Here is a 13,472-nt window from a genome sequence, read left to right as displayed (position 1 = left end):
TTAGCAAATAGAGAGAATTCTTGTCCATTAAGAAATGTTACAAATTACATGGGTACATTAAGAAATGTTAAGGGGTGCATCCATTGATGGATAAGGGTTTTCTGCTATTGTGGTATATATGTATGGGGGAAGTTCAGGTATAACAAAAATTTATCAAAATCCCAATATACTTGAGAAGATTTAAATTTACATTCCTTCATCTTTACTTTTCTTAAAAAATAATTGAGAAAAATTCCTATTTGTCAACGAGATTGCAATAGTTACAGCCTGCTGCTAGGATCTAAGAATTGGGTTACTCTGTGCATTTTTAGGCTTTGTACCTTGAAACCCTTGCCACGTCTAGGATAACTAATTCGTCCCCAGTAAAAACTTGCCAATTGCTCCTTTGACGAAAAAGATCTTTTGCCAAAAATATGTGTACTTATGTTAAAACGAAAAAGTTTTTTTGACAAAATAGACCAGATGTGCTGCGACAAAAGTATCCAGATTAGTTACTGGGGATGGGAAACTGTTAACTATCTAGGGTTTGCAGCAAAAAGTTGGTTGGTGGGGGCGGGGGTGTGGAAGGAACCACAGAGACACAGAGGACACAAAGATTGATCACTCCTATATAAGTAGCTGGTTTTAATTAAATTGAAGATAGATTTTGGGTTCGATCCCCCCTGCCCCCTTGATAAGGGGGGATCGGCACCCCCTTAATCCCTCCTGAATAAGAGGGCATCTGACAATTTTTAACACCTACCTACTTAAGTTAAACTGGTCGCAACGCGCTCGCTACGCGAGATCACACCAAGAATAAGAGAGCCAATTTACCCCCGATCAATCCAATCCCTGGCACTTTTTGGAAACCAAAAAGCCTAAAAATCTGATCCAACAAGGTTTTTAGATTTATGCAGCCAGTCCTAAGTAGGTAGGCACAATTATTTGTAGGATGGGTTACGGTAGCGTAACATAATCGGGCGTTGGGTTTCATGCTTCAACCCAACCTACGTTCATCTTATATTTAATTCCACCCACCCACTTACCTTTTATTTGTCAGATTGATTGGCTCTGCCTAGGTTTTGCACGATCGATCGAACTGACCAATATCTTTAACCAAAAAGTAAATCACGGAGGATTTCTAAACGCTGGTCATCTTCACGAACAATAGCACTATAATAATTTTTTTTATTCTCTAGCCAGAGTAATTCAAACTCGATCGCCTTGGGCAAAGCTAAACTAAAATTATCCAAAGCTTGGGGACAATCAAAGATAACTTTGCGCGTCTCGAAGCGGTCAAAATGTCCTTGGCAGAACATTTTGAAAAACGGTAAAGAATCTAGTGACACCCCACCCCCAATAGCCACAGTCAAACCGGCAGCCTTAGCTTTTTTTGCCAAAGGTAAAGCCAGATCTAAAACTTGCTCGCTATTGACATCCCGGCGAGTTAATCCCAAAGAACAGGCTAAATCCATCCGTCCGATGACGATACCATGGAGAGATTTTATCTCTGGAATCGCCAACATTTCCTGAAAATTCTCACAGGCAGTAATCGTTTCAATATTAACCAATAACTCCACATCTTCCACCCCTTGATCAGCTAAAACCCTCCTAGCTGCCCGCAGATATTTTTGTAAAGCGTAGCCTGTTTCTACCATGGGAGCAATCAAGCGATCAACTCCTAAATTAACCGCATCAAAGATATCTCTGATCGCTTCGCAACCGGCGATTTTCAGATTAAAATCCACCCCCGCTTGCAGACTAATTTCTTTCAACCGCATCGCTTCCGTCAGTCGGGTTCCTTCCGTCTCGAATTCCGCTTTTACCCCTGAAACATGGTGATCTTCCCTGAGTTCTCTTAACAGTTGCACCATTTTTTTTTCTAAGCAATTCATGTTTTTAATCGTTTAAAATTGGTAACTGCTAGATGAGCCTTGTTGATTATAGCCGATCCGCGAAAAGCCGATAGCTGAGGACTAAGTAGGTAGGTGTTAAAAATTGTCAGATGCCCTCTTATTCAGGAGGGATTAAGGGGGTGCCGATCCCACCTTATCAAGGGTGGCAAGGGGGATCGAACCCAAAATCTATCTTCAATTTAATTAAAACCAGCTACTTAGAAGACCATAAAAATACCCTAAACAAGAGGACAAAAGCGACAAAATACTGGCATAATGAGCAAGGCCGTCTGATTTTTTTCTGGCCCCATCCTTTCTATACTACATTCGTAATATAAGTAATTCTCTAGTTAGACTATGCGAACTCACTACTGTGGCGACCTGAGCGCGATCGAAATTGAAAAAAGTGTCACCCTCTTCGGTTGGGTCGATCGCCGTCGCGATCACGGTGGCGTTATTTTTATTGATCTACGGGATCGCAGTGGTATTGTCCAGATCGTCAGTGATCCCCAACGAACTCCCGCTTCCTATCCCATCGCTGAAACCGTCAGAAACGAGTATGTCATCAAGGTGACGGGAACAGTCAGTCAACGGCCCCCCGAATCCCTTAACCCGCGCATTGCCACCGGAGAAATCGAAATTTACGCCACTAGCATCGAGATTCTCAACGGGGTTACTAAACAACTGCCTTTTGTCGTCTCCAGTTCCGAAAGTGAATCGGTACGGGAAGATGTGCGCTTGCGATACCGCTATCTAGACCTACGCCGGGAGCGGATGAGTCAGAATTTACAACTACGTCACCAAGTTGTCAAAGAAATGCGCCGTTTTCTCGAAGATGAACAGCATTTTATCGAAGTGGAAACGCCAATTTTAACTCGATCGACTCCCGAAGGAGCGCGGGATTATCTGGTTCCTTCCCGTGTCAACCCGGGCCAATGGTACGCTTTACCCCAATCACCGCAACTATTTAAGCAATTATTAATGGTGTCGGGAATGGATCGCTACTATCAAATCGCCCGCTGTTTCCGGGATGAAGATCTACGCGCTGATCGTCAACCGGAATTTACTCAGTTGGATATGGAGATGAGTTTTCTCTCCTTAAGCGAGATTTTAGCCCTGAATGAGGCTTTAATCGCTCATATCTTCAAAAAAGTCAAAAATATTGATATAAGCCTGCCCCTGCCCCGTTTAACCTATTCTGAGGCTATGGATCGCTATGGGGTCGATCGCCCCGATACTCGTTTTGGCTTGGAATTGGTCAATGTGGCGGAGATTTTTGCCGATTCGGGATTTAAGGTCTTTTCAGGTGCGATCGCTAGTGGTGGGACGGTGAAAGTTTTACCGATTCCCAACGGTAACGAGGCGATTTCTAACGTCAGAATCAAGCCGGGTGGGGATTTATTCAAAGAAGCCACCGATGCGGGGGCGAAGGGAATCGCCTACATCCGCGTGCGCGAAGACTACGATTTTGATACCATTGGTGCGATTAAAGATAACCTGACAGAGGCACAAAAACAGGCTTTAATCGAGAAGACTGGCGCAAAACCGGGGCATCTGCTCTTATTTGGGGCGGGAGATACCGATACAGTCAATAAATCCCTATCCCGCCTACGCTTAGTTTTAGGGGAACAATTGGGATTAATTGATCCCGAGAAAATCAACCTCCTCTGGGTGACGGATTTCCCGATGTTTGAATACAACGCCGAGGAAAAACGCCTGGAAGCATTGCATCACCCCTTCACTGCCCCTAATCCCGAAGATTTAGACGATCTAGCCCAGGCTCGCGCCCTAGCCTACGATATGATTTTTAATGGTATTGAAATCGGTGGCGGCAGTTTGCGGATCTATCAACGGGAAGTACAGGAAAAAGTCTTCGCCACCATCGGTCTATCCCCAGAGGAAGCCTATAATAAATTCGGCTTTTTGTTAGAAGCTTTTGAATACGGAACCCCTCCCCACGGTGGCATCGCCTACGGTTTAGATCGCTTGGTGATGTTGTTAGCCGGGGAAGAATCAATTCGCGATGTGATTGCTTTCCCGAAAACCCAGCAAGCTAGTTGTTTACTCACTTCTGCACCTTCAACAGTGGCAGCGAAGCAATTAAAGGAATTATCCGTTGCTTCTACCTACAAACCGCCATCCTAAGATTAGGGTGGGCATTGCCCACCTAATTTTTGCCAGTCTGTTGACACCATGCTCTTAAATTCTTTTCTGCCCTCACTTCATCCTCTTTAGCAGTGGCTAAAAATTCCTAGAGTTTAGTTTTGGGAACTAGGGGAAAAGTGCAGGGTAAGCGCATCTTAACAATCCTTGACAATTGTTAAGCAAAAATCGACCAAATGGGTCGAGTTCGCCCCTACAAAATCGACCCGCCTAAGGGCGGGAAAGAAAAGAAAAAAGAAAAAATAGGGAATGAGGGTAAAAGGGGAAAAAGGAAAAAGGGTTAGAGAGTTCCCCCGAAAATGCAGACTACCCGAAAACCGTAATTGTTGATGCGGTTGACGCGGCGGAAGTAGTAGTCGTAGCGAATCGCGGAACGGCAGTAATTCGGATTGTAGCCCCAGGAACCGCCCCGCAGAGGAGAACGATTATCATTACCATTTTCTATCCAGACACTGCCATCCGTCGGCGCACCGTCATAGTTATCGTGCCAAGTATCGGCGCACCACTCCCGGACATTGCCGTGCATATCGTACAGTCCAAAGGCGTTTGGGGGAAATTGTCCCACGCGAGTTGTTTCGTTTCGATATTCTCCGTTCGGTTCATCGGCGTAGGTATTACTGGCATTGTAGTTAGCCAATTCCCCCGTAATGGTTTCCCCAAAGTAAAACGGGGTGGTGGTTCCAGCACGACAAGCGTATTCCCATTCCGCTTCACTCGGTAGTCGGTATTCCCGAACCGTTAGTTTTGATAATCTCGCACAGAACTCGATCGCATCGTACCAGTTGACTTGTTCCACGGGACGGCGATCGCTATCGGGACGGTCTTTAAAATAGGCTGGCTTGAAATCAAGGTCTTGTTTAACTTTTAAATCCGTGCGAGAGGCGATCGCTTTCCACTGAGCCTGGGTGATGGGATATTTACCCATAAAGAAGGGTGGGACAGTTACTTCATGTTGTGGTCTTTCCCTTCTAAATCCTTCCCAATTAAATTTTTTCACCAGTCTTTCGATTTCCTCATCTTCTGTTCCCATCAGGAAAGTTCCCCCCGGAATGGCGACCATTTCTAAGGTGATGCCTTTGCCCAGATCTTCCCTGAAATATTGGGACTGTTTCGACTCTTTTCTAATTTGCTCACCCTTCGCATTTACTCCCACCACCTCAAAGTTAAATACTGATAACAGTTGTTTTGGCTCTTCTGGTTCAAGCTTGAATTGATAGGTAATTGCTCTTTCTAGTTGCTCAAATCCGTCTTCTTCCCAATAATCAAGCCAGTGGAGGTCTCGCAGATTCAAGCCAACTTCTGCAAGTCGCAGATCAGGAATTTCGCATTCTTCTAACCTCATGGGAATAAAAAAAATTGTCCCCAGTAGCATCTGTCCCAAGGTATCAAGTGCAATCCTCAACTCCCGTTGGATGTATCCCTGTTTATTAGCCGATTTCGCTGACAGACAGGCGAGAAAAATCTGACTAGCTTTAATCGCTTTCGGAATTTCATCTCGCCAAATTTGACCCGGAATCAGGTCTTTTTTATCTAACCAAGGTTTATATCCCGCTTGCTTGAGGCGGTCATGCAGTGCCAAAACTGCTGGTTTGTCCTCACTAGCGTGAGCTAGGAAAATTTGAATCTCTGACTTTTTCATAACTTTTTCTTATGACCACAAGTAGGGGAGAGCCAGATTAACTGGCAGAAAATCTCTAAATAAACCATTTAATTGATTATTACTCATTCTTAATTCTCCTGCCTACTGTCTGGGAGTCTCCTGTCTCCTGCCTACTGACTACTGCCTACTGAATCCTCACCAACCACGACAATTTGGGATTTTCACAGCAAGTCCACTTTCTCACTTTCCCCACCCGTGACCTTTTTCCGTTAGATTATAAATGGATACAAAACTTAACATTTTATCCAGAATCTACCGAGAGGGCAGATCGTGCGGCCAGATACCCTAGAAAATAACCAGCATTCAGGCGATAATTCGCTAGTTCCCGAAGAAATCGCATTTAATCCCGAAATTGAGCCAGAGGAAACCGAATACTCGCCAAAACCGACACAAACCAACTCTTGGCTATCGGGAGGAAAGGGTTTATTTATCGGTGTGGGATTGGGGGTTTTATTGACCCTAGGGGCGACTCGTTTCGCTAATCGACCCCAAACAGCCCAAAACCCCAATACTCAGCCCGTAGCGGCAAAAAATGAGGCACCAGCACAAACAGTAACCACCACTAGGGTGGAATCCACTGCCGTGGCCCGCACCCTGAAAGCGACTGGAAGCGTGGCAGCCTACGAATTAATCCCGATTCTTTCCCAAGCGACGGGACTACAAATCAAAGAAATCTTTGTCGATGAGGGTGATATCGTTAGCCAAGGTCAAATTCTCGCTCGTCTCGATGATACCGTCCTACAAGCGCAATTAACCCAAGCACAGGCAAATGTCGCCCAATCCCGGGCGCGTTTGGCAGAATTGCAAGCGGGTAGCCGTAAAGAGGAGATCGCTAGAGCTAAACAAGCTATTCAACGCATAAAGGCTGAAATTAGTCAAGCTCAATCGGATTGGGATTTGGCTAAAAAACGAGTCCAGAGAAACCAAAGTTTAGAAGCGGAAGGAGCGATCGCCCGGGATCGTCTCGATGAAGTCCTCAATGAAGAAAGAAACAAAGCGGCGATCGTACAACAGACCCAATCCCGTTTAGGAGAAGCAGAGCAGCAACTAGCGCAATTGCAAGCGGGCAACCGTCCCGAAGTGATCGCCCAAGCTACAGCCCAATTAACGGAAGCTCAAAGCCGTTTAGCCATTGTTAAAGCCCAATTAAACGAGACGCGCCTGATTTCTCCGGTTAGTGGCAAAATTGCCGAAAGAAATGCTCGCATCGGGGACACCACCAACGGTCAAAATGCTCTCTTTAAAATCATCGAAAATGGGCGTTTAGAGCTAAGATTACGGGTTCCTGAGAATCAATTGCCCTTAATCCGCGTCGGAGCGCCTGTTACTATCACTTCCGATGCTAATAGCAGTTTAAAATTATCGGGACAGGTGCGCGAAATTAATCCCATCGTCGATGAGGCATCCCGTCAAGCAACGGTTAAAGTCGATTTAACCGACAATAGAGGATTAAAACCGGGGATGTTTTTACGAGGTGCGATCGTGACGAATACTAGCAATAGTTTAACCGTCCCCATGACCGCAGTTTTACCCCAAAAAGATAATCAAGCTCTAGTTTATTTAGTGGGACCTGATAACACCGTTACCGCCAAAACTGTGCAATTAGGTCAAATTATGCCGAATAACCGCGTGGAAATTCTCACTGGTTTACAAGCGGGCGATCGCATTGTGGTCAAAGGGGCAGCCTATCTCGGTGATGGCGACAAAATTACGGCAATCAGCGATCAGTAATCAGTAATCAGTGATCAGTAAACAGTAAACAGTAAACAGTAATCAGTTGATAACTGAAAAATGGTAACTGAAAACTGATAACAATGGACGAATCTAAAACCTAATTTGTTAAGCTAAGTAGAAAGGCACAATTATTTGTAGGATGGGTTAGCAGTACCGTAAACCATGGGGTCGTTGGGTTTCATGCTTCAACCCAACCTACGTTCTAAAAACTGAAAACTGATAACTGAAAACTGATAACTGATAACAATGACCGAATCTCAAAACTAATTTTTTAAGCTAAGTAGAAAGGCACAATTATTTGTAGGATGGGTTAGCGGTAGCGTAAACCATCGGTTCGTTGGGTTTCATGCTTCAACCCAACCTACGTTCTAAAAACTGAAAACTAAAAACTGATAACTGATAACTGATAACTGATAACTGATAACTAAAAACTGATAACTGATAACTGATAACTGAAATTATGGCTTTTAATATTTCTAATTGGTCTATCAAAAATCCCATTCCGACGATCCTGATCTCCCTGGTCATGGCCGTAATGGGATACATTGCCTTTCTAGGATTAGGGATCGATCGCTCTCCTAATATTGACATTCCGGCCGTGATTATCACCGTTAATCAACCCGGCGCCGGTCCAGAGGAATTGGAAACCCAAGTCACCAAAAAAGTCGAGGATGCGGTGGCTGCTTTGGGTAATATCGATCAAATTACTTCTACTATTAACGAGGGCAGCAGCACCACCACCGTTAACTTTATCCTTGGCACTAACAGCGATCGCGCTACCAATGATGTACGCAATGCCATAGCGCAAATTCGGCAGGATTTACCCCAAGATACTAACGATCCAATTGTCCAACGTTTAGAATTTGCCGGGGGTGCGGTGATGAACTATACCATCTCCTCCCCGAAAAGATCGATCGCCGAATTAAGTGATCTAGTCGATCGTCAAATTGGCCGCGCTTTAACGGGAGTGCCGGGGGTAGCACGAGTCAATCGGATTGGGGGAGTCGATCGAGAAGTGCGTGTAGATTTAGATCCCAGTCGTCTTTTGGCCTACGGTATCACGGCCACGGCGGTTAATGACCAAATTCGTAGTTTTAATATTAATTTACCCGGAGGGCGATCGGAAATCGGTGGTAGTGAACAAACTGTCCGCACCCTCGGCAGCGCTGAAACCATTGAAGATTTAAGGAATTATCAAATCTCTTTACCTAACGGTGATACGGTCCCCTTAAGCAATTTAGGCACAGTTAGCGATAGTTCCAGTGATCCTCGACAAATGGCCCTCTTAGATGGGCAGCCAGTGGTGGGTTTTTCGATTTTACGGGGGACTGGCAGCACCTTGGTGACGGTAGAAACAGCAGTGCGTCAAGAAATCGAGAATTTAAAGAAAAAACTGCCCGAAGATATTAAATTTCAATTAATTTTTACCCGTGCCGACTCAATTCGTGCTAGTTACGAAAGCCTTCTTAGCGATCTCCTGATTGGTTGTATGATGACGGTGATCACGGTGGGTCTATTTTTAGGCAATTGGCGCGCCACGATTATCACGGGTTTGGCCCTGCCTTTGTCGATTTTTCCGACTTTTTGGGTGATGCAGTCCCTAAATTATACCCTTAACGGTATGACCCTACTGGCCTTAGCTTTAGCTTTGGGTAATCTGGTCGATGATGCGGTGTGTATGGTGGAGGACATCGATCAACATTTAGCTATGGGTAAAAAACCCTTGCAAGCGGCTTTTGATGCCTCAAAAGAGATTGGATTAGCCGTTTTAGCTAGTGCGGCGGCAATTATGGCGGTATTCCTGCCGGTTGCTTTTATGGGCGGTGTGCCGGGGCAATTCTTTCAACCTTTCGGCGTTACGGTGGCGGTTTCTACCCTATTTTCCAGTTTGATCGCTGTCACCGTCACTCCGATGTTAAGTGCCTATATTCTACAGCCGAAAAAACTCAAAACCGGTGATAATCCCTCCTCGCGCCCCCGTTTTCGTCCCTACAAAAGTTTGTTAACTTGGGCTTTACGTCATCGAATCCTGACTTTATTGGCGGCTTTGGTCTTTTTTATCGGTGGTTTACAGTTAGTTCCCTTGATTCCAAAAGGGTTATTTAGTTCCGGGGATACCGGATTAAGTACGATCAGCCTAGAATTGCCTCCCGGTGCGACTTTGAATGATACTGTTGCCGTGGCTAATCAGGTTAATAGTTTACTGCAAAAAAATCCCGCTGTCGCTAATGTTTTGGCTATTCCGGGAGATTCGGGACGGGTAAATACGGGGTTAATATATGTTAATTTAGTTCCTAAGGAACAGCGATCGCTAACTCAACGGCAATTTGAGGAACAAACCCGCCGGGATTTTCAGAAGATACCGGGAGCAAGAGTGACTTTTCGGGCGCAGGGGGGAGCAGGAAGCACTAAGGATGTCGCTATTATCTTAAAAAGTGAAAATGGCGATATTTTAACCCAAACTGCCCAAAAATTAGAGCGAGAAATGCGAGCTTTACCCGGTTTTGTCGAGGTCAGTTCCGGGGTAAGTTTAGTTAAACCGGAGATCATTATTCAACCAGATCCCGTCCGGGCTGCTGATCAGGGAGTCTCAGTCAGAGCGATCGCCCGTACCGCATCTTTAGCTTTAATCGGCGATAATGAGTTTAATTTAGCTAAATTTAACCTTGCTGACCGACAAATTCCCATCCGGGTAAAAATTGCCAACGATGGACGCAGCGAGATAGAAACTCTGCAAAATTTGCGCGTTCCTAGCAGTAATGGGACGTTAGTACCGCTTAACTCGGTGGCGACAATTAGCTTAGGTAGTGGACCTGCGGAAATTCAACGCTTTAACCGTCAACGTCAGGTTAATATTGGAGCTAATTTAGAGGGAGTTTCTTTGGGAAGTGCGGTGACACAAATTCGCGCTTTACCAATCATGAAAAACTTACCCCCAGAGGTGACAGAAGAACCCTTTGGTGATGCTCGCATTATGCGCGATATCTTTGCTCGTTTTTTGGGGGCGTTAAGTTTAGCAATTATTTCTATCTATGGGATTCTGGTCTTATTGTATAACAATTTTCTCTATCCCCTAGCGATTTTAACTTCCCTTCCTTTATCGATTGGTGGTACTTTAATCGCTCTTTTAATTACCCAAAAAGAGTTAGGTTTATACGCTTTAATTGGCATAGTTTTACTGATGGGATTAGTCACTAAAAATGCGATTCTGTTAGTCGATTTTGCCCTGAGTGGCATTGAGTCAGGGAAACCGCAGTTTAAGGCGATGATTGATTCGGGAGTCTCTCGTTTACGACCAATTATTATGACCTCCGTTTCCACAGTTGCCGGGATGTTACCGATTGCTTTAGCTTTGGGTGCAGATGGGGAAATTCGCGCACCGATGGCGATTGCCGTTATTGGTGGTTTTACCACTTCCACCCTGTTAACTTTGGTGGTTGTGCCAGTAATCTTTACTTATATCGATAGTTTTTACTATTGGTTGCGGGGATTATTTGTTAAACAAAAACCCAAGTCGATTTAATACAGAAAACGGGTTTCTCCGAGAAACCCGTTTTCTACTCGGAGAAACCCGTTTTCTACTCATGCACTCATGCAAAAAGGGGAATAAATAATCAGTCTTTAATAACCAGATTTAGTATAAAATATCTTGCTGAAAGCTTGAGAAAAAACCCAGAGAAACTAACCCATGAATCCCTTGACAGTCACACATCAAACTCTATCCCTTCCCCCCATGGGCTGCGGTACTTGGGCCTGGGGAAATCGTCTTCTCTGGGGTTACGATGAGAGTATGGATAGCCAGTTACAAGCGGTTTTTAATCTCTGCGTCGAGCGGGGTGTCACCCTATTTGATACGGGAGACTCCTACGGCACAGGCAAACTCAACGGACAGAGTGAGAAGCTATTAGGACGCTTTACGGGGGAATATAGCGGTTATAACGCTGATCATATCCGTATTGCCACCAAACTCGCCCCTTATCCTTGGCGTTTAACCCGTCATGCCATGGTGAAAGCTTGTCAAGCTTCGGCAACCAGATTGGGTCGCCCCGTGGATTTAGTGCAAATGCACTGGTCAACGGGCAATTATGCGCCATGGCAGGAGGGAAGATTATTAGACGGATTGGGGGATTGTCTGGAAAAGGGGTTAGTTAAAGGGGTGGGTTTATCCAATTTTGGACCGAAAAGATTGAAGTCTGCCTATCAAAAGTTTGCCAGTCGCGGCATTCCTATCACCAGTTTACAGGTACAGTATTCTCTCCTTTCTACCTATCCTCTCACTGACTTGGGATTAAAGGAACTATGTGATCAATTGGGTATTAAAATTATTGCCTATAGTCCCTTGGCTTTGGGGTTATTAACGGGGAAATATCGAGATAATAAAAACTTACCAACAGGATTACGTCGCTTCCTTTTTGGTCAATTAATTCCCGCTATTTCTCCTCTGATGAGTTGCCTAGAAGTTATCGCCCAAGCTAAAAATAAAACTATTAGTCAAGTTGCCTTAAATTGGTGTATCTGTAAGGGAACAATTCCTATCCCCGGAGCTAAAAATGTTAAGCAAGCTGAGGAGAATTTAGGCGCTTTAGGATGGAGTTTAGACAGTGGGGAAATAGCAGAATTAGATAAAATTGCCGCAAGTTTAGATAAAAAAATGGTACAAAATATCTTTCAAACTAAGTAGGGTTTGCTGAAAAAGTCTTGGAGTGAGAACGGGCAACAATTTTCATATTTTATCAGACTCTGCCTAGGAAATGCAGAGGAAAAATTCCTATATATAAGGCTGCTGAAAAAGTTTTTCGTCGGGGCAGGGTGTGGGGTGTGGGGTGTCGTGTTTTACCGATTTTCAGGATATTCGGCGAAGCTCAGTCGAGCCGTGGTCAACTACCTAATTTTCAGGGAAAAAGTGCCTAAAATTACCCCCCCGATCACTCCAAGCACTGGCACTTTTTGATTTGAAAAAAGCCTAAAGATATTATCCAACAAGGTTTTTGGATTTATTCAGCAAACCCTAGATAACCATTAAGATAACTGCTATAATTGAGTTCGCTCGAACAAGAAGAGACAATAAAGATCTAAAAAGTTTTACAAATAAATATTTCAAAATCTTGGTTACAGGTGTCAATGCTTAGGCGTTATAGGTAGCATATACCCAGGGTTTATTCCAGTTAAGAGAAATAAATTACTGTTGAGGAGTCAATTGGTTATGTTCGGTTCTCTTACTTTGGGAATAATAACCCCAGTAAAACACTTGTGAACAAGGCGGTTTTAACAATGACTCAACCTTATGAAATGCCCGATGAGCGGGAGGGTTCTACTATGGAATCATCAACGAATAAAGATGTGATCGAATTTGATCCCAATGCGCCTTTGGGAAGCGAAAATCAAGCCTTAGAAGTAATGGAAGCCTCCGAGTCGATCGATACAATCGGGATCACTCAAGATTGGTTTTCAGCCCAAGAAGAATTAGAACAGCGCCTCGGAGGCAGTGAAGCCTTTACCGCCTCCCTATCCGAGTCGATTGCGGACTATGACACTGGAGGGGAACGCATTCTTGGCACTGGCATCGGTTTTCGTAGCGTCGGTGGACTGCTTACCCCCGATGTGACTCTGAAAGTTTACGTCAGCGAAAAAGTGGCTGGGACTACCGCTAGTGCTTTTGCCGCCGTACCCACCTCGATCGGGGGTATGCCTGTGGAAATAGAAGAAGTGGGCGAGATCGTCACCCAGTTATATAATCGTCGTTATGCGCGCCCGGTTCGTTGTGGTGTCTCCATCGGTCATCCGCAGGTAACCGCGGGGACTCTTGGCTGTCTGGTGGTGCTACGCAATAATAAGCTGTGCCTGTTGAGTAATAACCACGTCATCGCCAATTCCAACAACGCCCGTATCGGCGATCCGATTAAGCTTTTACGCATTTAAGTTACATTGACAGCATTACCCTTATTTTTAAGTTTTCTACTCCATTTAATAATCAATCCCCCTTCATTTAAAAGCTGATTGACTACTTTTTCCAGTTCTTCTTTATTTTCAAATTCTCGATT

General features: G+C 44.6%; 8 protein-coding genes and 2 pseudogenes. 5 read left to right on the top strand and 5 right to left on the bottom strand.

All coding sequences use genetic code 11. From position 1 onward, the window contains the following. Positions 1–1,091 precede the first annotated feature (1,091 nt). On the bottom strand, positions 1,092–1,874 hold the full coding sequence (locus IM515_RS04430) for an aldolase/citrate lyase family protein (protein WP_002769916.1): 783 nt from the start codon (positions 1,872–1,874) through the stop codon (positions 1,092–1,094). A 357-nt stretch (positions 1,875–2,231) separates the two neighbouring features. On the opposite strand from IM515_RS04430, the gene aspS reads away from it, so the two are divergent. After that, positions 2,232–4,019: an aspartate--tRNA ligase gene (aspS, locus tag IM515_RS04425; RefSeq protein ID WP_066030134.1), complete on the top strand. Its 1,788-nt coding sequence runs from the start codon at positions 2,232–2,234 to the stop codon at positions 4,017–4,019. A 22-nt stretch (positions 4,020–4,041) separates the two neighbouring features. Here aspS and IM515_RS25840 read toward each other — a convergent pair. Next, positions 4,042–4,158, bottom strand: a pseudogene (locus IM515_RS25840) (Uma2 family endonuclease); the annotation flags it as partial. Positions 4,159–4,317: 159 nt separating this feature from the next. Next, complete coding sequence (locus tag IM515_RS04420; RefSeq protein ID WP_287629963.1) at positions 4,318–5,676, bottom strand: SUMF1/EgtB/PvdO family nonheme iron enzyme; 1,359 nt, start codon at positions 5,674–5,676, stop codon at positions 4,318–4,320. 291 nt (positions 5,677–5,967) lie between these two features. On the opposite strand from IM515_RS04420, the gene IM515_RS04415 reads away from it, so the two are divergent. Next, positions 5,968–7,428 (top strand): efflux RND transporter periplasmic adaptor subunit, encoded by a 1,461-nt coding sequence (locus IM515_RS04415; RefSeq protein WP_287629962.1) that lies wholly within the window; start codon positions 5,968–5,970, stop codon positions 7,426–7,428. Between the two features lie 354 nt (positions 7,429–7,782). Here IM515_RS04415 and IM515_RS04410 read toward each other — a convergent pair whose 3' ends face one another. After that, positions 7,783–7,977: a hypothetical protein gene (locus tag IM515_RS04410; protein ID WP_287697883.1), complete on the bottom strand. Its 195-nt coding sequence runs from the start codon at positions 7,975–7,977 to the stop codon at positions 7,783–7,785. Between IM515_RS04410 and IM515_RS04405 the strand changes: the two genes are divergently transcribed. The 3 genes from IM515_RS04405 to IM515_RS04395 all read left to right on the top strand — a co-directional run bounded on the left by IM515_RS04405 (position 7,892) and on the right by IM515_RS04395 (position 13,350). Further along, a complete protein-coding gene (locus IM515_RS04405; protein ID WP_287629961.1) occupies positions 7,892–10,954 on the top strand; it encodes an efflux RND transporter permease subunit in 3,063 nt (1,020 codons plus the stop codon). The two genes, IM515_RS04410 and IM515_RS04405, sit on opposite strands and share 86 nt — an antisense overlap. A 165-nt stretch (positions 10,955–11,119) precedes the next feature. Continuing rightward, positions 11,120–12,112 (top strand): aldo/keto reductase, encoded by a 993-nt coding sequence (locus IM515_RS04400; RefSeq protein WP_287629960.1) that lies wholly within the window; start codon positions 11,120–11,122, stop codon positions 12,110–12,112. A gap of 590 nt (positions 12,113–12,702) precedes the next feature. Further along, a complete protein-coding gene (locus IM515_RS04395; protein ID WP_287629958.1) occupies positions 12,703–13,350 on the top strand; it encodes a hypothetical protein in 648 nt (215 codons plus the stop codon). Here IM515_RS04395 and IM515_RS04390 read toward each other — a convergent pair. Next, positions 13,347–13,472, bottom strand: a pseudogene (locus IM515_RS04390) (IS630 family transposase); the annotation flags it as partial. The gene IM515_RS04395 and the pseudogene IM515_RS04390 sit on opposite strands and share 4 nt — an antisense overlap.

The organism is Microcystis sp. M44BS1 (assembly GCF_020244875.1).
GTDB lineage: Bacteria > Cyanobacteriota > Cyanobacteriia > Cyanobacteriales > Microcystaceae > Microcystis > Microcystis panniformis.
This window is presented reverse-complemented; position numbering and strand designations above follow the sequence as displayed.

Excerpts from the sequence above, each read along its gene's own strand:
- IM515_RS04420 (WP_287629963.1), bottom strand. The coding sequence starts at position 5,676 with ATGAAAAAGTCAGAGATTCAAATTTTCCTAGCTCACGCTAGTGAGGAC.
- IM515_RS04395 (WP_287629958.1), top strand. The coding sequence starts at position 12,703 with ATGACTCAACCTTATGAAATGCCCGATGAGCGGGAGGGTTCTACTATG.
- IM515_RS04410 (WP_287697883.1), bottom strand. The coding sequence starts at position 7,977 with ATGTATCCCATTACGGCCATGACCAGGGAGATCAGGATCGTCGGAATG.
- IM515_RS04400 (WP_287629960.1), top strand. The coding sequence starts at position 11,120 with ATGAATCCCTTGACAGTCACACATCAAACTCTATCCCTTCCCCCCATG.
- IM515_RS04430 (WP_002769916.1), bottom strand. The coding sequence starts at position 1,874 with ATGAATTGCTTAGAAAAAAAAATGGTGCAACTGTTAAGAGAACTCAGG.
- aspS (WP_066030134.1), top strand. The coding sequence starts at position 2,232 with ATGCGAACTCACTACTGTGGCGACCTGAGCGCGATCGAAATTGAAAAA.
- IM515_RS04405 (WP_287629961.1), top strand. The coding sequence starts at position 7,892 with ATGGCTTTTAATATTTCTAATTGGTCTATCAAAAATCCCATTCCGACG.